We start from the raw sequence: 21,700 nt of genomic DNA, 5'->3' as shown, positions 1-21,700 counted from the left end.
AAAAGGTGGTTAGAAAATTTGAATACAGTTATTGCCTTTATCGTCATTTTTGGTGCCCTGGTATTCTTTCATGAACTTGGGCACTTGATTTTCGCCAAACGTGCAGGTATCCTATGCCGTGAATTTGCAATTGGATTCGGTCCGAAGGTCTTTTCTTTTAAGAAAGATGAAACGACTTATACCATCCGCCTCCTGCCTATCGGAGGATTTGTCAGAATGGCTGGCGAAGATCCTGAAATGATTGAGATCAAGCCAGGGCATAGAGTAGGTTTGCTTTTTAACAAGAGTGAAGAAGTTCAAAAAATCATTCTGAATAATAAGGAAAAGTATCCTGATGCACGAATAGTTGAAGTGGAAAGAGCCGACATTGAACACGAGCTTTTTATTAAAGGTTATGAAGAAGGGGAGGACGACAGCAAGCTGACAACCTTCCCAATAAGTAAAACAGCGGTTCTAGTCGAGAACGGGGTAGAAACGCAAATTGCTCCATTTGACAGGCAATTCGGTTCTAAAACGCTTGGACAAAGAACTATGGCAATCTTCGCTGGACCTATGATGAATTTTATCCTGGCGATGGTTATTTTCATTATTCTTGCTATTTTCCAGGGTATCCCTTCCAATGAACCTGTTTTAGGAAAGCTAACTCCAGATGGAAGTGCCCTTAAGGCTGGGTTGCAAGAAGGTGACGTTGTAAATAGCATTGAGGGATCAGAAGTCTCAAGCTGGCAGGATGTTGTCGAAATCATCCGCAAGAATCCGGGGAACGAACTGGATTTCTCGATCGTTCGTGAAGGACAGAATATCGAGCTGCCTGTAACACCTGAAGTAAAGGACGTTGAAGGCGAAAAAATCGGATTGATCGGCGTATACAGCCCTGTAGAAAAATCGCCATTAAAATCGATTTCCTACGGTGTGAAGGAAACATACTTTTGGACAAAAGAAATATTCACTATGCTTGGAAAATTGTTGACCGGCCAATTTTCGATAGATGCATTATCAGGACCGGTGGGCATTTATGTCTCAACTGATACGGTTGCCAAATCAGGCATCTTCTATCTAATGAAATGGGCTGCGATTCTGAGCATCAACCTGGGAATCATGAACCTCCTGCCATTCCCGGCACTAGATGGCGGCAGGCTGACCTTCTTTGCGGTTGAAGCGCTAAGAGGAAAACCAATCGACAAGCAAAAAGAAGGAATGGTCCACTTTGTTGGCTTCGCGTTATTAATGCTGCTGATGCTGGTGGTCACTTGGAATGATATTCAAAGATTCTTCCTGTGAATGATCATATCCACTGCCACATTTAACTTCCTGCCCGGACCGCACCGGGCAGGAACATTTTTTTTAAAACATGAACGAATCCTAATGAGGTGTTAATAAATGAAGCAAAGTATGTCGCTTATTCCTACTTTAAGAGAAGTACCATCGGATGCAGAAGTCAAAAGCCATCAGCTATTGCTCAGGGCTGGATTCATCCGCCAAAACGCAAGCGGTGTTTATACATATATGCCTTTAGGGCGCAAGGTTCTGCAAAAAGTCGAGGCAATCATCAGAGAAGAAATGAACAATGCTGGTGCTGCTGAGTTATTCATGCCAGCATTGCAGCAAGCGGAACTATGGCAGGAATCGGGCCGCTGGTATTCATATGGTCCGGAGCTTATGAGATTAAAGGACAGGCATGACCGCGAGTTCGCCCTTGGCGCGACTCATGAAGAGGTCATCACCAGCCTTGTCCGTGATGAAATAAAATCTTATAAACGTCTTCCTTTGACACTTTATCAGATTCAGACTAAATTCCGTGACGAAAAACGACCAAGGTTTGGTCTCCTTCGCGGCCGTGAATTCATCATGAAGGACGCATACTCTTTCCATGCGACACAAGAGAGCTTGGATGAGGTTTATGAGCGTCTCTATAAGGCTTACTCCAATGTGTTTAAACGTTGTGGCTTGAACTTCCGTGCCGTTATCGCTGATTCGGGCGCAATGGGAGGAAAGGATACTCATGAATTCATGGTCCTTTCAGATATCGGGGAAGATACGATTGCTTATTCCGATACGTCTGAATATGCGGCCAATGTCGAAATGGCGCCAGTAACTGCTGTTTATGAGAAGAGCAGTGATCCTGCAAAGGAACTTGAAAAAGTACACACAGAAAACAAGAAGACAATTGAAGAAGTCTCTTCCTACCTTAATGTAGAGTCTAAAGATTGCATCAAATCTTTGCTCTTCAAGGTGGATGATCGCTATGTACTTGTATTGGTGCGTGGAGATCATGATGTGAACGATATTAAATTAAAGAATCACTTTGAGGCTTCAGTTGTTGAGTTAGCAGATACAAAGACGACGAAAGAGGTTCTGGGCTGCTCAGTTGGTTCTCTTGGGCCGGTCGGAGTCGATAGCGTTGAGGTAATCGCAGACAATGCCGTGCAGGCAGTAGTGAATGGTGTTTGTGGAGCAAATGAAGAAGATTACCATTTTAAGAACGTAAATCCAGGTCGTGATTTCGAAGTAACTTCATATATAGACCTGCGCTTCATCAAAGAAGGAGATCCGTCTCCAGATGGCCAGGGAACAATTGTCTTCGCCAAAGGCATTGAGGTCGGACATGTATTCAAGCTTGGCACCAGATATAGTGAGGCAATGAATGCCGAGATTCTTGACGAGAATGGAAGAACTAAGCCAATGATCATGGGCTGCTATGGAATTGGTGTATCCCGGACAATGGCCGCTGTAGCAGAACAATTCAATGATGAAAACGGCCTTGTATGGCCAACAAACATTTCGCCATTCGATGTCCATCTCATTGCAGTGAATATGAAGGACAGCGCCCAGGCAGAAGTGGCTCAAGAGCTATACGCTAGCCTGCAGGCAGCAGGGTTGGAAGTCCTAATGGATGATCGTCAGGAAAGGCCTGGAGTGAAATTCGCAGATTCAGACCTGATTGGTTTGCCAGTAAGAGTTACAGTCGGAAAAAAAGCCGGCGAAGGAATCGTCGAAGTCAAAATCCGTAAAAACGGCGAAATGCAGGAAGTCCAAAAAGATGAATTAGCAGTTACTTTGAAAAACATTTTGAAAGAACTATAATCAATCAGCGGATCCTAAAAGGGTCCGCTTTTTTGGCGTTTTGAAGTTCTCCTGATTTATCGTGGTGGTTAGTCGAGTTGTAAAACTGACCAAAAAGTGTCTGAAGCAACAAGAATTCTATTCATAATGCAGTACCGAAATGGTAATATCAAACACAGGTAACGGGACATTCATTTTATGTTATAATAACCTTTGCTATTAATCACGTTTTGATACAATTAAACAAACGGGCAATTTGGCCCGATAGATAGAATTTAAGCTTTTCAGATGGGAGAGAAATAACCATGGGTGATCTTTCTTCAGGGAAAAAAGAAAGGTTTCAGCTCCTGCTGCAACAGCTGCAGCTAACAGAAGATGCAATTGTCACTCATTTTCAAAATGCTGAAATTGACAGGGTAGTGATTGAAAAACAGGCAAGGAAATGGCATTTCTTTTTCCAGTTTGAAAGAATCATTCCTTGTCAGCTGTATAGCACTTTCATAGGCAAGCTGGAACAGACTTTCTCACATATTGCGAAAATATCATACTCGGTAAGAGTACTTGAACAGGCAATCAGTGACCAGGAAATCCTTGATTACTGGAAGTCTTGCATTAAAGAAATAGATGGCATCGCGCCTCCATTGTTAAAGCTCCTGAATGAACAAGTTCCCCAAGTCCAGGGAACAAAACTCATTTTAACAGCTAGGAATGAAACTGAAGGACTTGCTCTTAAGCGTAAGTACGGCAGCATTATTGCTGAGATTTACCAGAGCTTCGGTTTTCCTTTACTTACTATTGATACGGTCGTAAGTAAAGAAAGCTCTTCGGATGAATATGAAAAATTCATGAAGGCAAAAGAGAAGGAAGACCAGGAACGCGGTCTGATGGCAATGATCGAGATGCAGAAGAAGGAAGCTGAACAAGCCAAGGGAGATGGACCGCCGCAGGATGGGCCTGTTAATATTGGTCTAACGATTAAAGACGATGCTGACTTCCGCAAACTTGAAGACATCGTTGATGAAGAACGCCGCGTAGCCGTTGAGGGATTTGTATTCTTTGCCGAAACGAAAGAACTTCGCAGCGGCAGGACGCTTTTGACATTTAAGATCACTGATTACACAAGCTCCATCATGGTAAAAATGTTCTCGCGCGATAAAGAAGACGCAGCTATTTATCAGCGTGTTTCAAAAGGAATGTGGCTAAAGGTAAGAGGAAGCATCCAGAACGACACATTTGTCCGCGACCTTGTCATGATTGGAAATGACGTAAATGAAATCAAACCTAAGGGAAGAATTGATTCTGCGCCTGAAGGCGAAAAAAGAGTCGAGCTTCACCTTCATTCACCAATGAGTCAGATGGATGCAGTGACTCCTGTCAGTGCACTGGTTGCCCAGGCAGCAAAGTGGGGTCACAAAGCTGTGGCCATTACGGACCATGCAGTTGTGCAATCCTATCCAGAAGCCTTTGGGGCTGGAAAGAAAAATGATATTAAGATTCTGTACGGTGTAGAAATAAACCTTGTTGATGATGGTGTGCCGATTGCCTATAATGATGCGCACAGAGTGCTGGCGGACGATACGTACGTCGTATTTGACGTCGAAACAACAGGTCTGTCTGCTGTATACGATACAATCATTGAACTTGCGGCTGTCAAAATCCGCGGCGGAGAAATCATCGACCGGTTCGAATCATTCGCAAATCCTCATCATCGTCTATCGGCAACAACAATCAACCTTACCGGGATTACTGACGATATGGTCCGCAATGCGCCGGAAGTGAGTGAAGTGCTTCAAAAGTTCCATGAATGGACAGGAGACTCCGTTCTTGTAGCCCACAACGCATCATTCGATATGGGCTTTTTGAATGTTGGCTATAAGAAAATCGGTTTTGGCAAAGCACCAAATCCAGTTATTGATACACTCGAACTTGGCCGTTTCCTTTATCCGGACATGAAGAACCACAGATTGAATACTTTGGCCAAAAAATTCGATATTGAATTGACACAGCATCACCGTGCGATATATGATGCCGAGGCTACGGGCTATCTATTGCTCCGTATGCTGAAGGATGCTTCTGAAAAAGGGCTTGAATACCATGACCAACTGAATGACAATATGGGCCAGGGTAAAGCCTACCAGCGCGCACGTCCTTACCATGCAACATTGCTTGCTCAGAATGAAGTAGGCATGAAAAATATCTTTAAATTAGTATCAATAGCACATATTGATTATTTTTACCGTGTGCCACGAATCCCGAGGTCTGTTTTAAATAAACACCGTGAAGGGATCCTGATAGGGTCGGGCTGTGACAAAGGTGAAGTTTTTGAGGGCATGATGCAGAAGGGACCTGAAGAGGTCGAAGAAGCAGCACAGTTTTATGACTACCTCGAAGTCCATCCCAAGGCTGTCTATGCACACTTGCTCCAACTGGAACTAGTTCGGGACCAGAAGGCCCTTGAGGATATCATTAATAATATCGTCAAGCTTGGGGAGAAGCTGGACTTGCCAGTAGTTGCTACAGGCAATGTTCACTACCTGAATGAAAATGATAAAATATACCGCAAAATCCTGGTCAATTCCCAGGGAGGTGCCAATCCGCTAAACCGTCATGAGCTTCCTGACGTGCATTTCAGGACAACGAATGAAATGCTTGATGCCTTTAAGTTTCTGGGTGAGGAAAAGGCAAAAGAGATTGTTGTGGAAAATACAAACAAGATTGCCGACATGATCGATGTCATCAAGCCGATCAAGGATGATCTTTACACGCCGAAAATTGAAGGCGCAGACGAAGAAATGCGCAGCATGAGCTATGGAATGGCACGCAGTATTTACGGGGACGACCTTCCTGAAATCGTTGAGGCGCGTCTTGAAAAAGAATTGAAAAGTATCATAGACAACGGGTTTGCAGTTATCTACCTGATCTCTCATAAACTTGTTAAAAAATCATTGGATGACGGCTATCTAGTAGGTTCACGTGGATCGGTTGGTTCTTCTTTTGTAGCGACGATGACGGAAATCACAGAAGTTAATCCGCTGCCTCCGCACTATGTGTGCCCTAAGTGCAAAAAATCAGAGTTCTTCAATGATGGTTCAGTCGGTTCAGGGTTTGACCTTCCCGACAAGGATTGTCCGGATTGTGGAATCAAATATAAAAAAGACGGCCATGATATTCCATTTGAGACCTTCCTTGGTTTCAAAGGGGATAAGGTTCCCGATATCGATTTGAATTTTTCTGGTGAATACCAGCCTCGTGCCCATAACTATACGAAAGTATTGTTTGGAGAGGACTATGTTTACCGCGCCGGAACGATTGGTACGGTTGCAGATAAAACGGCCTATGGTTATGTAAAAGGCTACCAGGGTGACAATAACCTGCAGCTTCGCGGTGCGGAAATTGACCGTCTTGCATCCGGCTGTACCGGTGTAAAACGTACGACTGGCCAGCACCCCGGAGGAATCATCGTTGTTCCGGATTATATGGATATTTTTGATTTTTCGCCAATCCAATTCCCGGCAGACAGCAGCACATCTGAATGGAAAACAACTCATTTTGATTTCCATTCGATTCACGATAACTTGTTGAAGCTGGATATCCTTGGGCACGATGACCCGACCGTCATCAGGATGCTTCAGGATTTAAGCGGGATCGACCCGAAGACAATCCCGACTGACGACCCTGAAGTCATGAAGATTTTCAGCGGGACAGAATCAATTGGTGTGACGGAAGAACAAATCATGTCGAAGACTGGTTCGTTGGGTATTCCGGAATTCGGTACGCGCTTTGTTCGCCAGATGCTCGAGGATACGAAGCCGACGACATTCTCGGAGCTCGTACAGATATCGGGTCTTTCCCACGGTACGGATGTATGGCTCGGAAATGCGCAGGAATTGATCCATAACAATATCTGTAATCTGAGCGAAGTAATCGGCTGCCGTGATGATATCATGGTATACCTGATTTATCAGGGACTTGAGCCGGCATTTGCTTTTAAAATCATGGAATCAGTCCGTAAGGGTAAAGGGCTGTCAGATGAAATGGAAGAAGAAATGCGCAAGAATAAAGTGCCGGAATGGTATATCGATTCTTGTAAAAAGATCAAGTACATGTTCCCTAAAGCCCACGCGGCTGCTTATGTTTTGATGGCGGTGAGGATTGCCTATTTCAAAGTGCACCATCCGCTTATGTATTATGCAGCTTACTTCACAGTCAGGGCAGATGACTTCGACGTCGATGCAATGGTCCGTGGTTCAGAGAGCATCCGGGCGGTGATTGAGGAAATCAACGCTAAGGGGCTTGACGCTTCGACAAAAGAGAAGAACTTGATGACCGTCATGGAACTCGCGCTTGAAATGTGCGAGCGTGGATTTGGGTTCGCTAAAGTCGATCTTTACAAATCGAGTGCGTCAGAATTCATCATCGAGGGCGATAAGCTGATCCCGCCGTTTAATGCGATACCTGGACTCGGGACGAACGCGGCGATTAATATCGTTAAAGCTCGTGGAGAAGGAGAATTCCTGTCTAAGGAAGACCTGCAGCAGCGGGGTAAGATCTCCAAAACTATTCTTGAATACCTGGACAATCATGGCTGCCTGGAGGGCATGCCAGACCAGAACCAGTTATCATTGTTCTAAATTAGCTTACTGGAAAGGCAAGCTATAACTGCCGTTTGTTTGCAATAAATATCTGGTTATGTTATATTTTTATTGGAAATACTAAGGATATCTCTGGCAGAGAGTGGGGCAACCCGCTCTTTCTTGTTTGTTAGGCACTTTTACGGGGATAAAAACCAAATAGTGATTAAGTAATGAGGTTGTGTCAAAGGAGGGATTTTATGAGCAAGGTTACCGAAGTTGTGGAAGAGCTAGTAACTCCCATCTTAAATGAAAACGAACTAGAATTGGTAGACATCGAATATGTCAAAGAAGGAAAGAACTGGTTCCTGCGCGTATACATTGATAAGGACAACGGAATTGATATCGAAGAATGCGGCATCGTCAGTGAGCGCCTTAGCGAAAAGCTCGATGCCATTGATCCAATCCCGCATAACTACTTTTTGGAAGTCTCCTCACCAGGTGCAGAACGTCCGCTGAAAAAGGAGAAAGATTATCAAAAATCAATCGGCAAGAATGTCTTCATTAAGACCTATGAACCAATCGATGGGGAAAAGGCTTTTGAAGGGGTCTTAACTGATTACAATGGGGAAACTGTCACTGTTGAAGTGAAGATTAAAACTCGCAAGAAAACAGTCGTTATCCCATTTGATAAGATTGCCAGCGCGAGACTCGCTGTCACTTTTTCATAATCTGTCCAGAAAATATCTTCAGTTAATTAATCATAGGATCGTTTCGGACCTTTTGTTTTTAGGCAAAAGCTCAAACATGCTTAAACATAATCCTCCCCACGGTGGCGGATGAAAACGTTTAAGGTTTGAGCTGGTGGACAGAGGGCAGAGTTTCGAAAAGAGCCATACAAAGTAGGGTAGTAAAAAAGGGGGATTTATATCTCATGAGCAGCGAATTGATGGATGCTCTTACGATTCTTGAAAAAGAAAAAGGAATTTCCAGGGACGTCTTAATTGATGCAATCGAGGCAGCGCTAATTTCTGCATATCGCCGCAACTTTAACCAGGCGCAAAATGTCCGTATTGATTTAAACCTTGGCAATGGTTCCATGCGCGTTTTTGCGAGAAAAGAAGTAGTTGATGAAGTTTTCGATCCGCGTTTGGAAATCTCTCTAGAAGAGGCACAGAAAATTAATCCGAATTACGTGGTTGAAGATGTCGTTGAACTTGAAGTCACGCCTAAGGATTTCGGAAGGATTGCTGCGCAGACTGCCAAGCAGGTAGTTACTCAGCGTGTCCGTGAAGCTGAAAGAGGAATCATCTATTCTGAGTTCATCGACCGTGAAGAAGATATCATGACAGGTATCGTTCAGCGTCAGGATCCCAAGTTCATCTATGTAAGCCTGGGGAAAATCGAGGCGATCCTGCCAGCGAATGAACAGATGCCGAACGAACATTATAAGCCTCACGACCGCATCAAAGTATTTATCACCAAGGTTGAAAAAACCACTAAAGGTCCACAAATCTTCGTTTCCAGAACCCATCCGGGACTGTTAAAGAGACTATTCGAGATTGAAGTTCCTGAAATTTATGATGGAACTGTTGAAATCAAATCAGTGGCGCGTGAAGCAGGAGACCGCTCTAAAATCTCTGTTCACTCAGACAATCAAGAAGTGGATCCAGTTGGTTCATGTGTCGGCCCTCGTGGAACTCGTGTCCAGGCTGTCGTCAATGAGCTTAAGGGTGAAAAAATCGATATCGTAAAATGGTCTGAAGACCCAGTCGTGTTTGTTGCCAACGCGTTGAGCCCATCAAAGGTTCTTGATGTCATTGTCAACGAAGAAGAAAAAGCGACTACGGTTATTGTTCCTGATTACCAGCTGTCGCTTGCAATCGGAAAGCGCGGGCAAAATGCGCGTCTTGCCGCTAAGTTGACTGGTTGGAAGATTGACATCAAAGCAGAAACTGAGGCAAGGGAGTCCGGGATTTATCCTCGTGACAATGAGCCGCTTTTAACTGCAGATGACGATTTTGAAGATGAAGACATCGATTAGGGTGAGGTGAATGATCGTGAACAGCCGCAAAAAGGTTCCTATGCGAAAATGTGTCGCTACCGGTGAAATGAGGCCGAAAAAAGAACTAGTTCGCATCGTTCGCTCCAAGGAAGGAGAAGTCTCCATCGACCTGACAGGCAAAAAATCAGGCCGAGGCGCTTATCTTTCTAAAGATAAAGAAGCAGTGCAATTAGCAAAGAAACGAAATATATTGTCCAAACAGCTTGAAACTCAAGTGGACGATGCAATATACGATGAGTTGAATGACCTCATCGAAAAGGAGAGCAGACTATCCTGATGAACTCAAATCAATGGATGTCATTGCTTGGCTTAGCCAATCGAGCACGGAAAATTATTTCAGGGGAAGAGCTTTCCGTCAAAGAAATTAGAAGCGGGAAGGCGAAACTCATTTTGCTTTCTGCGGATGCATCCGCAAATACTACAAAAAAGATTACCGACAAGTGCAAGTCCTATAATGTGCCTTACAAAGTGGTCCCGGACCGGTATCAGCTTGGCCAGGCGATCGGCAAGGAAGCACGTGTTGTAGTAGCCCTGTTGGACGAGGGTTTTGCAAAAAAACTGTTGACGTTGCTCGATTAATTCTAGCGGGGGTGAAGATATGAGTAAAACACGCGTTTATGAATATGCAAAGAAGCATAATTTATCGAGTAAAGACGTGATTGTAAAATTAAAAGAAATGAATATAGAGGTTTCAAACCATATGACAACTATGGAAGATGAAACCATTAAGAAACTTGACGCTGTCTATAATAAGAAGGAAGAAAAGCCGCAAGCACAGGCAAAGCCGCAGCAGCAGAGCCAGCAAAAGGCTTCACAGGGACAGAAACTAGCCCAGAACCGCAACCAAGACCAAAAGCCTAACCAGGGACAGAATCGCAATCAATCCCAAAATCAGCAAAAAAACAACCAGGCACAGCCAAAAGCTCAGCTTAAGACAACTGCTAGCGCTTTTTCAGACGACGAGCGTCGTGCAACAACTCCTGAGAAGGTGAAAACTTCAGCAGCTGCTAAAAAGCCTGGGAACTCCCAGCCTTTCAACAAAAACAATAAGAACAAACAAAATAAGAATAGAAACCAGCAAAACCAGAATAAGGGCAGACAGAATCAGCAGCAGGCTCCACAACAGCCTAAGAAGGTTAAAGAGCTTCCTTCAAAGATTACTTTTAGTGAATCATTGACAGTAGCTGAATTAGCCAAGAAGCTTAACCGTGAGCCGTCTGAGATCATCAAGAAGCTCTTTATGCTTGGTGTCATGGCTACGATCAACCAGGACCTTGATAAGGATGCAATTGAACTGATTGCAACTGATTATGGTGTTGAAGTTGAAGAAGAAATCAAGATTGACACAACAGACCTTGAAGTTTACTTCACAGAAGATGATGAAGCATCTATGGTTGAAAGGCCGTCAGTTGTAACGATCATGGGTCACGTTGACCATGGTAAAACAACCTTGCTTGATTCAATCCGTAACACGAAAGTGACTGCAGGAGAAGCAGGCGGCATCACTCAGCACATCGGTGCATATCAGGTTGAAGAAAACGGCAAAAAAATCACATTCCTTGATACACCTGGTCACGCAGCGTTCACAACAATGCGTGCTCGTGGTGCAAAGATTACCGATATAACAATCCTTGTTGTAGCTGCAGATGACGGTGTTAAGCCGCAGACTGTAGAAGCATTGAACCATGCAAAAGCTGCCAATGTACCTATTATCGTAGCTGTTAATAAAATGGACAAACCGACTGCAAATCCGGATCGTGTTATGCAGGAGCTAACTGAATACGGACTTGTTCCAGAGGCATGGGGCGGCGAAACAGTTTTTGTTCCGATTTCTGCCTTAACAGGAGAAGGTCTCGATAACCTGCTGGAAATGATTTTGCTAGTTGGTGAAGTGGAAGAATATAAAGCAAATCCTAATCGAAATGCAATCGGTACTGTAATCGAAGCGCAGCTTGATAAAGGCCGCGGATCTGTTGCTACATTGCTTGTCCAGAACGGTACACTGAAGATTGGTGACCCAATCGTAGTCGGCAACACTTTCGGCCGAGTACGTGCAATGGTCAATGATCTTGGCCGCCGTGTCAAGGAAGCTGGCCCGTCGGCACCTGTAGAAATTACAGGTTTGAACGATGTTCCTCAAGCAGGCGATCGTTTTGTAGTATTCGATGATGAAAAGACAGCCCGCCAGGTTGGAGAAATCCGTTCACAACAGGCTGTACAGGCACAAAGAAGCGAAAAGGCGCGCGTCAGCCTCGATACTTTGTTTGAACATATGAAACAAGGGGAAATGAAAGACCTAAATCTAATTATTAAAGCCGACGTCCAAGGTTCAGTTGAAGCACTTGCAGCAGCATTGCAAAAACTGGATGTGGAAGGTGTAAATGTAAGAATCATTCACACTGGTGTTGGTGCGATCAATGAGTCTGACATCACACTTGCAGCAGCTTCTAACGGTATCGTCATCGGTTTCAACGTCCGTCCGGACAATAATGCAAAGCGTGCTGCAGAGTCAGAGAGCGTAGATATCCGACTTCACCGCATTATTTACAAGGTGATCGAAGAAATCGAATCAGCGATGAAGGGCATGCTTGATCCGGTTTATGCTGAAAAGGTCATCGGCCAGGCTGAAGTCCGCCAGACCTTCAAGGTATCGAAAATCGGAACGATTGCCGGTTCATATGTTACTGACGGTAAAATCACCCGTGACAGTGGCGTTCGTTTAATCCGTGACGGAGTCGTCATCTTTGAAGGAGAAGTCGATGCGTTGAAACGCTTCAAGGATGATGCCAAGGAAGTAGCACAGGGCTACGAATGCGGTATTACCATTAAAAACTTCAAAGACGTCAAGGAAGGCGACGTTATCGAAGCATATATCATGGAAGAAGTGGAACGTTAATGGTAGTAGGCTTAGCAGCCTGTGAGTGCATCATCTATGATGCTCATTCTCTAAAAGAAAAGAGAGCTGTTTTGCAGCGGATTATTACAAGGCTGAAGCAGAAGTACAATATTTCGGTTTCTGAAGTAGATCATCACGATGTTTGGCAGCGAACAACAATTGCCATTGCAGCCGTATCGGCATCGAAGGTATCAACTGAAAGAGAGCTTCAGAATGCCTTGAAAATGATTGATTCTTTTCCGGAGATTGAACGTACCATCACCGAAATAGAATGGCTTTGATAGAACGAGGTGATTGAAAATGGGTCATAGAGTAAATCGTGTTGGCGAACAAATGAAGAAAGAAATAGGCGATATCATCAGCCGTAAAATCAAGGATCCTCGAGTAGGTTTCGTAACAGTAACGGACGTCGAGGTTACAGGGGATCTTCAGCAGGCAAAGGTGTATATCTCTGTTTTAGGCGACGAGCAACAAAGGGAAGACACTCTTAAAGGATTAGCGAAGGCCAAAGGCTTCATCAGGACAGAAATTGGCCAGCGAATCCGCCTGAGAAAGACTCCTGAACTGATCTTTGAATTTGATGAAACGATGGCTTATGGTAATCGTATCAATTCGCTAATCCATGAGCTGCATAGGGATGAGCAGCCTGGAGAAGAAGAGCAAGAAAAGGACAATGATTAAACGGATAGACATAATTGTCTGAACCGTTGATCTTGATATGAAAAATGGATAGACACTTTTGTCTATCCATTTTTTTCGATAAGCGGCGTATATACGAATAATACATTGATGTTTTCGTAAAGGTTGTTGTACGTGATAAAAAGCCATTTGTCGGTCGGTATTAAGTTTGCAAGCTCTTTTCTCATAATATGCTTTAATTTTGTGAAACATAGGTCATCCAATCCTATTTTGTAGCCCATAGCAACAAAGGTTGAGAAAAGAGCCTAATACATAAAAGAATCGAGGTAAAAGAAATGGAAGGGATTCTGCCTCTATTTAAACCAGCGGGAATGACTTCGCATGATTGTGTGTTTAAACTTAGGAAACTGTTAAGAACAAAGAAGGTCGGTCATACAGGCACACTTGATCCTGATGTGACTGGAGTATTGCCAATTTGTGTTGGCAAGGCGACGAAAATTGCCGAATACATTACAGATGCAGGAAAGGCATATGAGGGAGAAGTCACCCTGGGATTCACGACCACTACAGAAGATGCTTCAGGTGAGAAGGTCGAAGAAAAACGAGTGGACAGGGTAATAACAAGAGGCGAGATCCTACAGGTCCTTCAGTCGCTGGAGGGTGAAATTGAACAGACACCTCCAATGTATTCAGCTGTAAAAGTAAATGGAAAAAAATTATATGAATACGCGAGACAAGGGATCGAAGTTGAAAGGCCAACCAGGAAGGTGACTATTTATGGCATAGAACTTCTTGATGGCAGGAATTCGTTTGAAGGTGAGCAGGTCAGCTTTAAATTCCGGGTATCATGCAGCAAGGGGACGTACATTCGGACATTGGCAGTGACGATCGGGGAAAAATTAGGCTATCCTGCACATATGTCTTCCCTTGTAAGAATACAATCCGCAGACTTCACTATTGATGACTGCTATACTTTTCAACAGCTTGAAGAATTGGCCGAAGAAAGCGAGCTGGAAACTGCTCTACACCCATTGGAAGCTGGTATTTCTTATTTGCCGAAATATCGCATTAATGATAAAGTAGCAGAGAAAGTGAAAAATGGGGCTCTGCTTACTATCCCAGAGGATTTTAAGGGGATTGACGGTCCTATCGTAGTAGAAACAGAAGACGAAAAAGCGCTCGCGATTTACAGGGCTCACCCAACCAAAATTGGGATGATTAAGCCTGATAAAGTTCTAAGAAATGAGCAGTAGACTATTTTTTGCTTATTTTTACAAATAAGCGATTATTGCAATTGTCTTGATAAATGAGCAGCTGGGTCAGAAAAGGTGAGTAATATCGTGGAATTGATTAAGCTAAACCATCCTCATGAATATAGAAGAGAAGATTTTCCGCCGATGGCTATGGCACTTGGCTATTTTGACGGAGTGCATTTAGGGCATCAGCAGGTCATCAAAGAAGCAAAAAAAGAGGCTGTAGCCAAAGGCCTGAAGAGTGCGGTCATGACCTTTGATCCTCATCCTTCTGTAGTTCTTGGCAAAAGTGTCCAACACATGGAATATATAACACCCTTGGATGATAAAACTCGAATAATCAAGGATATGGGTGTTGATTACCTATTTGTTGTCAACTTTTCAATCGAATTCTCAAGTCTTTTGCCCCAGGAATTTGTCGATCAATATATCATCGGTTTGAATGTACAGCATGTTGTTGCGGGATTCGACTATTCTTACGGTAAAATGGGGAAAGGGAATATGGAGACAATTCAGTTCCATTCGAGAGATAAATTCGATTTTACAGTAGTATCAAAGCTGTCCACTCTAGAAGAAGAAAAGGTTAGCTCTACCTTGATCCGTACCTTTTTAAGGGATGGAAAGGTGGCTAAGATGCCAGAATTGCTAGGGAGATTTTACACCACTAAGGGAACAGTTATAAATGGAGAACGCCGCGGGCGAACAATTGGTTTTCCAACGGCGAATGTTCAGATGGAAGACCAGTACATCCTTCCTCCAACAGGAGTTTACGCTGTAAAGATTCAGGTTGAAGGAGCATGGCATGAAGGTGTATGCAATGTCGGCCACAAACCAACCTTCCATAAGGAGAAAAAGGACAAACCTTCGGTGGAAGTCCATATTTTCAGTTTTAATAAAGAGATCTACGGGGAGTCAGCAGTGATAGAGTGGCACCTCCGTCTTAGAAGTGAGCGGAAATTCGAGGGAATACAGCAGCTTGTTGCCCAAATCGAAAAAGATAAGCAAGAAGCAGTGCTGCACTTTGAAAAAAACAAGGGTTAGACTTGCATTTTGTCGTAAAAAGATGTATTCTTATTAACGTATCAAAAAAGAACCTTTGCTTGGCAAGTCGAGTCACCGACGCTTGCTCGGTAACAGGGGATTACTAATTGGAGGTGAAACGGATGGCAATCACAAAAGAACGTAAAAACGAACTTATCAACGAATTCAAGACTCACGAAAGTGATACTGGATCTCCAGAAGTTCAAATCGCTGTCCTTACTGCAGAAATCAACACATTGAACGACCACTTGCGCGTTCACAAGAAGGACCACCACTCACGTCGCGGTCTTTTGAAAATGGTAGGTAAGCGTCGTAATCTTTTGACTTACCTTCGTAACAAGGATGTTGCTCGTTACCGCGAGTTAATCAACAAGCTTGGTCTACGTAGATAGTCTGTAAAAGCGGGATTTATCCCGCTTTTTTATTAGGAAATTTTTTTGTGTGTACATAACATTATAATGATATTAAGCGCTGTGTTTTGGCGCATACTATAACATAAAAGTCTTCTCCTGAGGCAGGACAAGCAATTCAAAATGATGTCTGGATAACCAGACTGGTCTTATGTGTTTTAATCTCTTTTATAAAGGTATATTTGTTATAAGACAGGCAATGGTGCTGTTTTTTAAATAATTTTCCCAGATAATAAAATCTGGATGGATTTTCATGGTAGAGAGGGGCTTAAATGTATGGAACAAGAAAAACAAAGTTTTTCCTTTGACTGGGCAGGCCGTAAGCTTACAGTCGAAATAGGGCAGCTTGCTAAGCAGGCAAATGGAGCTGTCCTTGTCCGTTACGGCGATACAGCGGTGCTAAGTACTGCAACTGCTTCAAAAGAACCGAAGAATTTAGACTTTTTCCCGCTAACAGTAAATTATGAAGAAAGATTATATGCTGTCGGTAAAATCCCAGGCGGTTTTATTAAGCGTGAAGGACGTCCAAGTGAGAAAGCTATCCTTGCCAGCCGCTTGATTGACCGTCCAATCCGTCCTTTATTCGCTGATGGTTTCCGTAATGATGTCCAGGTAATCAGCATCGTCATGAGTGTTGATCAAAACTGTTCGTCAGAAATGGCAGCGATGTTTGGTTCTTCACTTGCACTATGTGTATCAGATATTCCATTTGAAGGACCAATCGCTGGTGTGACAGTTGGAAGAATTGATGGAAAGTTCATTATCAATCCTTCTGTTGAAGAAACAGAAAAGAGTGATATGCATCTTGTCGTTGCAGGTACAATGGATGCGATCAACATGGTTGAAGCAGGTGCTGATGAGGTTCCTGAAGAAGTAATGCTTGAAGCGATCATGTATGGACATGACGAAATCAAGCGTCTGATTGCTTTCCAACAGGAAATCGTTGCACAGGTTGGTAAAGAGAAGCGCGAAATTACACTCTTTGAACTAGACAAAGAACTAGAAGCGGAAGTTCGCGGAATTTGCGAACAAGACATGCTGGCTGCAATTCAGGTACAAGAAAAGCATGCACGCGAAGACGCAATCAAAGAAGTGAAAAATTCCGTTGTTGCTCGATATGAAGAGCAGGAAGCAGATGCAGACCAGCTTAAAATGGTGAAACAAATCCTTGATAAAATTGTCAAAGGCGAAGTTCGCCGATTGATCACTGAAGATAAAGTTCGTCCAGATGGACGTAAACTGGAAGAAATCCGCCCGCTTTCATCAGAGGTTGGATTACTGCCAAGAACCCACGGTTCCGGTTTATTCACAAGGGGACAAACACAGGCTTTGAGCATTTGTACACTTGGAGCTATGGGTGATGTCCAAATCCTTGATGGCCTTGGAATCGAAGAGGAAAAACGCTTTATGCACCATTATAACTTCCCATTATTCTCTGTAGGTGAAACTGGACCAATCCGTGGGCCAGGGCGACGTGAAATTGGGCACGGTGCGCTTGGTGAACGTGCGCTTGAACCTGTTATCCCTAATGAAAAAGATTTCCCATATACAGTCCGCCTTGTATCCGAGGTACTAGAATCAAATGGTTCTACATCACAGGCGAGTATTTGTGCAAGTACATTAGCGTTGATGGATGCTGGTGTGCCTATTAAAGCACCGGTAGCTGGTATTGCTATGGGTCTGATTAAATCAGGTGAGCATTACTCAATCCTGACTGATATCCAGGGGATGGAAGACCATCTTGGCGATATGGACTTTAAAGTAGCTGGAACGGCAAAAGGTGTTACGGCATTGCAGATGGATATCAAGATCGATGGGTTATCTCGTCAGATTCTTGAAGAAGCATTGCAGCAGGCACAAAAAGGCCGTATGCAAATCCTTGAATCTATGCTTGCGACTATCAAGGAACCACGTGAACAGCTTTCAAAATATGCTCCGAAAATCATTACGATGTGGATCAAGCCGGATAAAATCCGCGACGTCATTGGACCAAGCGGAAAACAAATCAATAAAATTATTGAAGAAACTGGCGTCAAGATTGATATCGAACAAGATGGTACGGTGTTTATTGGTTCAGTAGACGAAGAAATGATCCAAAAGGCCAAGAAAATTATCGAAGATATCGTCCGTGAAGTCGAAGTCGGAGAAATGTATCTTGGCAAAGTCCGCCGCATCGAAAAGTTTGGGGCGTTCGTGGAAATTTTCCCTGGAAAAGACGGTTTGGTACACATTTCCGAGCTCGCTGAAGAGCGGGTAGGAAAAGTTGAAGATGTCCTTAAGCTGGGAGATGAACTTCTGGTTAAGGTCACTGAAATCGACAAGCAAGGAAGAGTCAATCTTTCACGCAAGGCAGTATTAAAAGAACAGCGAGAAAAAGCTGAAAAACAATCATAAACAAGAAATGCGGAAGCGCCTTGGTCAGCCCCGACAAGCGATGGAGGGCCTGCCAGTGAAGTCGTTCTTTGACTTCATTGGCAGGACCGAAGCGTCTCGAGGGGCTAGGCGCTGGAGCTGGACATTAATCTCAGTACAAAGATTTTCTTATAAATCATTCAAAGGCCGGGGGCAATCCCGGTCTTTTTATTATTTTCTCAAGTTTTTTACAACCCAAGCTCATCTGCAGCATTTTCCACGCAAGCCAGTAGTCATGCAAATCTCTTTTCTTTGATGGCTCAAAGTCGTCTTTCGTTCTACCTTGTCCTTCTGTTTCATAAAATTAAATAAGGCCATGTTCGTTCATTCGAGGCTAAAAGTCAATTTTACCAAATGGTCTTAACAGAAGAGGAGGCACATTAAATGAGAAAGTTCATATTAATTTCTGTCATGTTGATTGCAGGCTGGACTATGGTGAATAATCCATTCTCTCATACATATGTAACAGGACTTAAAACCGGGGCACTTGCGGTCGCAGGGAATGAGAATTCATTGATGTCAGAAATCGAAATGAAAGCAAAAGAATATGAAATTGAACCTTCGGATGCCAGGAAGGATCCGGTCTGGAAGGTGATCCCCGGCTACAACGGTCTTAAAGTAGATGTAAAAAAATCATTTAACAAGATGGAGAAGGAAGGGAAATTTGATCCGGAAAAGCTGGTCTTTAAACAGGTTCCTCCTCAAATCCATCTAAGTGATTTGCCGCCCATGGCAATTTACAAAGGACATCCTGAAAAGCCAATGGTGAGCTTCATTATCAATGTAGCATGGGGAAATGAGTATTTGTCCGAGATGCTGGCGACATTGAAGAAACATAATGTAACCGTAAGTTTTTTTCTTGAAGGCAGATGGGTAAAGAATAATCCAGGTATGGCGAAAATGATTGCTGATGCAGGCCATGAGATAGGAAACCATTCATTTACGCATCCAAACATGAAACAGCTCTCTGCCTCTAAAATCAATGAAGAGATTAGCAGGACAAATGAAGTTATTGAAGCAGTAACCGGGGTGAAAACCAAATGGTTCGCTCCACCGAGCGGGTATTACAAGGACGAGGTGGTTGAGATTGCCGCAGCCCATAAATTAGGTACGGTCATGTGGAGTGTTGATACAATCGACTGGCAGAAGCCGTCGCCAGAAAAACTGATCAACAGGGTGATGGGAAAAGTTCATAATGGCGCAATGATTTTAATGCATCCAACAGAGTCGACGGCTGCCTCGCTCGACCAATTAATCACGCAAATAAAAGGTAAAGGCCTGCAAATTGGAACCGTTTCAAATATGTTGAGTGAAAATCGGATAGTATCGGCAAAAAAAATGAAAGAATAGCATTGTATTTGGAAAAAGTAAGTTAAATGGACTATACTAAGTAAATGCAGAAGTTTTAGCAGCAGGTTCCAGAGGAGGAATATAATGATAAAGAAATATACATGCCAAAACGGTGTAAGAATCGTACTAGAACAAATTCCAACTGTCCGTTCTGTCGCAATCGGAGTATGGATCGGAACGGGCTCCCGGAATGAAAACCCAGAGAATAATGGGATTTCCCATTTCCTTGAGCATATGTTCTTCAAGGGCACTAAAACAAGGTCTGCCAGAGAAATCGCCGAGTCCTTTGACAGCATTGGCGGCCAGGTGAATGCATTCACTTCCAAGGAGTATACCTGCTATTACGCTAAGGTGTTAGATAATCATGCACAATATGCACTTGAAGTTTTAGCGGATATGTTCTTTAATTCTACCTTTGATTCAGAGGAGCTAAATAAAGAAAAGAACGTTGTAAATGAAGAAATCAAGATGTATGAAGATACTCCTGATGATATCGTGCACGATTTGCTTAGCCAGGCTGTTTATGGTGACCACCCACTGGGGTACCCAATCCTTGGTACGGAGGAAACGCTCCAAAGTTTTACAGGAGAAAAATTGGAGCAGTATATGCATGATACTTACAGACCGGAAAACGTGGTCATTTCCATTGCTGGGAACGTTCCGGAATCCTTCATTAATAATGCTGAAAAATTCTTTGGCTCATATGAAGCAAGCAAAGAGACGATGGAGTACGAAAAACCAGCGTTCCACGCAACGCAGGCTTCCCGGAAAAAAGAAACTGAACAAGCACATTTGTGCCTTGGCTTTGAAGGATTGCAAATTGGCCATTCAGACGTCTATAGCCTGATTGTGTTGAACAATGTACTGGGAGGCAGCATGAGCAGCAGATTGTTCCAGGAGGTACGTGAACAACGCGGCCTTGCTTATTCTGTATTTTCCTATCACTCCGCATATCGCGACAGCGGAATGGTGACTATTTATGGCGGGACCGGAGCAAATCAGCTTGGCGTTTTATATGAAACAATCCAGGACACACTTTCAAAGCTGCGCGCAGAAGGAATTACGGAGAAAGAACTCAACAACAGCAAAGAGCAGCTTAAAGGCAGCCTGATGCTAAGCCTTGAGAGCACAAACAGCCGTATGAGCAGAAACGGAAAAAATGAACTTCTGCTGAGAAGGCACCGCTCCCTAGATGAAATCGTCGAACAAATCGACCAGGTGACTAAGGACAGCGTCGATGGCATGGCCAATAGTATCTTCACAGACAAATACTCTGTCTCGTTGATCAGTCCAAATGGCGAACTGCCAAACTTATAAAATCGTCCCATCGACAGCAGCTTCCATGTGAAGCTGCTGTTTTTAAACCATTCAGTAACGGGTATCGGGCTGATTCCTGACAGCTTTGTGATCTTCTTCTGAAAAGCTGTCAAGAAAACGAAGGAATCGTGACAGGTTTGTCCTCTGATGCTGGAAAGTTGTCAAGAAAACGAGGGAATCGTGACAGGTTTGTCCTCTGATGCTGGAAAGTTGTCAAGAAAACGAGGGAATTGTGACAGGTTAGGCCTCTGCACCTGAAAAGCTGTCAAGAAAACGAAGGAATCGTGACAGGTTGGATATCTAATACTGAAAAGCTGTCAAGAAAACGAGGGAATCGTGACAGGTTGGGCATCTGATATTGAAAAGCTGTCAAGAAAACGAAGGAATCGTGACAGGTTGGGCATCTGATACTGAAAAGCTGTCAAGAAAACGAAGGAATCGTGACAGGCTGGGCATCTGATATTGAAAAGCTGTCAAGAAAACGAAGGAATCGTGACTGGTTTGTCCTCTGATGCTGGAAAGTTGTCAAGAAAACGAAGGAATCATGACAGGTTAGGTCCCTGATACTGAAAAGCTGTCAAGAAAACGAGGGAATCGTGACAGGTTAGGTCTCGGATACTAAAAAGCTGTCAAGAAAACGAAGGAATCATGACAGGTTAGGCCTCTGCACCTGAAAAGCTGTC

At 43.6% G+C, this 21,700-nt stretch carries 17 protein-coding genes; all 17 read left to right on the top strand.

Annotation, left to right across the window (positions count from 1 at the left end):
* Positions 1–18: 18 nt before the first annotated feature.
* The 17 genes from rseP to ACH0QE_RS04640 all read left to right on the top strand — a co-directional run bounded on the left by rseP (position 19) and on the right by ACH0QE_RS04640 (position 21,017).
* Positions 19–1,281 carry an RIP metalloprotease RseP gene (rseP, locus tag ACH0QE_RS04720; RefSeq protein WP_415799539.1) on the top strand — a complete coding sequence of 421 codons (1,263 nt, stop codon included), beginning with the start codon at positions 19–21 and terminating at the stop codon, positions 1,279–1,281.
* A gap of 99 nt (positions 1,282–1,380) precedes the next feature.
* On the top strand, positions 1,381–3,084 hold the full coding sequence (locus ACH0QE_RS04715) for a proline--tRNA ligase (RefSeq protein ID WP_415799538.1): 1,704 nt from the start codon (positions 1,381–1,383) through the stop codon (positions 3,082–3,084).
* A 284-nt stretch (positions 3,085–3,368) separates the two neighbouring features.
* On the top strand, positions 3,369–7,694 hold the full coding sequence (locus ACH0QE_RS04710; RefSeq protein ID WP_415799537.1) for a PolC-type DNA polymerase III: 4,326 nt from the start codon (positions 3,369–3,371) through the stop codon (positions 7,692–7,694).
* 200 nt (positions 7,695–7,894) lie between these two features.
* On the top strand, positions 7,895–8,365 hold the full coding sequence (rimP, locus tag ACH0QE_RS04705) for a ribosome maturation factor RimP (protein ID WP_192470369.1): 471 nt from the start codon (positions 7,895–7,897) through the stop codon (positions 8,363–8,365).
* Between the two features lie 203 nt (positions 8,366–8,568).
* Positions 8,569–9,678 carry a transcription termination factor NusA gene (gene nusA / locus ACH0QE_RS04700; RefSeq protein WP_213366983.1) on the top strand — a complete coding sequence of 370 codons (1,110 nt, stop codon included), beginning with the start codon at positions 8,569–8,571 and terminating at the stop codon, positions 9,676–9,678.
* A 16-nt stretch (positions 9,679–9,694) separates the two neighbouring features.
* Positions 9,695–9,976, top strand: a complete 282-nt coding sequence (rnpM, locus tag ACH0QE_RS04695; protein ID WP_102265029.1) for an RNase P modulator RnpM — start codon at positions 9,695–9,697, stop codon at positions 9,974–9,976.
* Entirely contained in the window at positions 9,976–10,278 is a 303-nt protein-coding gene (locus tag ACH0QE_RS04690; RefSeq protein WP_041967213.1) for a YlxQ family RNA-binding protein, read from the top strand. Before rnpM ends, ACH0QE_RS04690 begins: the two co-directional genes overlap by 1 nt.
* Before the next feature lie 19 nt (positions 10,279–10,297).
* On the top strand, positions 10,298–12,595 hold the full coding sequence (gene infB / locus ACH0QE_RS04685) for a translation initiation factor IF-2 (protein WP_415799536.1): 2,298 nt from the start codon (positions 10,298–10,300) through the stop codon (positions 12,593–12,595).
* Positions 12,595–12,876, top strand: coding sequence for a DUF503 domain-containing protein (locus ACH0QE_RS04680; RefSeq protein ID WP_415799535.1), 282 nt, complete (start codon positions 12,595–12,597; stop codon positions 12,874–12,876). The genes infB and ACH0QE_RS04680 overlap by 1 nt, the downstream gene beginning before the upstream one ends.
* Positions 12,877–12,895: 19 nt before the next feature.
* Positions 12,896–13,276: a 30S ribosome-binding factor RbfA gene (rbfA, locus tag ACH0QE_RS04675; RefSeq protein ID WP_041967210.1), complete on the top strand. Its 381-nt coding sequence runs from the start codon at positions 12,896–12,898 to the stop codon at positions 13,274–13,276.
* Positions 13,277–13,569: 293 nt separating this feature from the next.
* The gene (gene truB, locus ACH0QE_RS04670) at positions 13,570–14,487 is read left to right on the top strand and encodes a tRNA pseudouridine(55) synthase TruB (RefSeq protein WP_415799534.1); all 918 of its coding nucleotides are present in this window, start codon (positions 13,570–13,572) and stop codon (positions 14,485–14,487) included.
* 87 nt (positions 14,488–14,574) lie between these two features.
* Entirely contained in the window at positions 14,575–15,528 is a 954-nt protein-coding gene (gene ribF, locus ACH0QE_RS04665) for a bifunctional riboflavin kinase/FAD synthetase (protein WP_415799533.1), read from the top strand.
* Positions 15,529–15,650: 122 nt separating this feature from the next.
* A complete protein-coding gene (gene rpsO / locus ACH0QE_RS04660) occupies positions 15,651–15,920 on the top strand; it encodes a 30S ribosomal protein S15 (RefSeq protein WP_023614845.1) in 270 nt (89 codons plus the stop codon).
* Positions 15,921–16,214: 294 nt separating this feature from the next.
* Positions 16,215–18,332, top strand: a complete 2,118-nt coding sequence (gene pnp / locus ACH0QE_RS04655) for a polyribonucleotide nucleotidyltransferase (RefSeq protein ID WP_415799532.1) — start codon at positions 16,215–16,217, stop codon at positions 18,330–18,332.
* A 55-nt stretch (positions 18,333–18,387) separates the two neighbouring features.
* Positions 18,388–18,606 (top strand): hypothetical protein, encoded by a 219-nt coding sequence (locus tag ACH0QE_RS04650; RefSeq protein ID WP_415799531.1) that lies wholly within the window; start codon positions 18,388–18,390, stop codon positions 18,604–18,606.
* 128 nt (positions 18,607–18,734) lie between these two features.
* Positions 18,735–19,700: a polysaccharide deacetylase family protein gene (locus tag ACH0QE_RS04645; RefSeq protein ID WP_415799530.1), complete on the top strand. Its 966-nt coding sequence runs from the start codon at positions 18,735–18,737 to the stop codon at positions 19,698–19,700.
* 84 nt (positions 19,701–19,784) lie between these two features.
* Positions 19,785–21,017, top strand: a complete 1,233-nt coding sequence (locus ACH0QE_RS04640) for a M16 family metallopeptidase (protein WP_415799528.1) — start codon at positions 19,785–19,787, stop codon at positions 21,015–21,017.
* Positions 21,018–21,700: the final 683 nt, after the last annotated feature.

Source organism: Mesobacillus sp. (genome assembly GCF_047739415.1).
Taxonomy (GTDB): domain Bacteria; phylum Bacillota; class Bacilli; order Bacillales; family Cytobacillaceae; genus Mesobacillus.
The sequence above is the reverse complement of the archived record's forward strand: the minus strand, read 5'-3'. Positions and strand labels throughout refer to the sequence as shown.

Excerpts from the sequence above, each read along its gene's own strand:
- ACH0QE_RS04715 (WP_415799538.1), top strand. The coding sequence starts at position 1,381 with ATGAAGCAAAGTATGTCGCTTATTCCTACTTTAAGAGAAGTACCATCG.
- ACH0QE_RS04710 (WP_415799537.1), top strand. The coding sequence starts at position 3,369 with ATGGGTGATCTTTCTTCAGGGAAAAAAGAAAGGTTTCAGCTCCTGCTG.
- rimP (WP_192470369.1), top strand. The coding sequence starts at position 7,895 with ATGAGCAAGGTTACCGAAGTTGTGGAAGAGCTAGTAACTCCCATCTTA.
- nusA (WP_213366983.1), top strand. The coding sequence starts at position 8,569 with ATGAGCAGCGAATTGATGGATGCTCTTACGATTCTTGAAAAAGAAAAA.
- ACH0QE_RS04690 (WP_041967213.1), top strand. The coding sequence starts at position 9,976 with ATGAACTCAAATCAATGGATGTCATTGCTTGGCTTAGCCAATCGAGCA.
- infB (WP_415799536.1), top strand. The coding sequence starts at position 10,298 with ATGAGTAAAACACGCGTTTATGAATATGCAAAGAAGCATAATTTATCG.
- ACH0QE_RS04680 (WP_415799535.1), top strand. The coding sequence starts at position 12,595 with ATGGTAGTAGGCTTAGCAGCCTGTGAGTGCATCATCTATGATGCTCAT.
- rbfA (WP_041967210.1), top strand. The coding sequence starts at position 12,896 with ATGGGTCATAGAGTAAATCGTGTTGGCGAACAAATGAAGAAAGAAATA.
- truB (WP_415799534.1), top strand. The coding sequence starts at position 13,570 with ATGGAAGGGATTCTGCCTCTATTTAAACCAGCGGGAATGACTTCGCAT.
- rpsO (WP_023614845.1), top strand. The coding sequence starts at position 15,651 with ATGGCAATCACAAAAGAACGTAAAAACGAACTTATCAACGAATTCAAG.
- pnp (WP_415799532.1), top strand. The coding sequence starts at position 16,215 with ATGGAACAAGAAAAACAAAGTTTTTCCTTTGACTGGGCAGGCCGTAAG.
- ACH0QE_RS04645 (WP_415799530.1), top strand. The coding sequence starts at position 18,735 with ATGAGAAAGTTCATATTAATTTCTGTCATGTTGATTGCAGGCTGGACT.
- ACH0QE_RS04640 (WP_415799528.1), top strand. The coding sequence starts at position 19,785 with ATGATAAAGAAATATACATGCCAAAACGGTGTAAGAATCGTACTAGAA.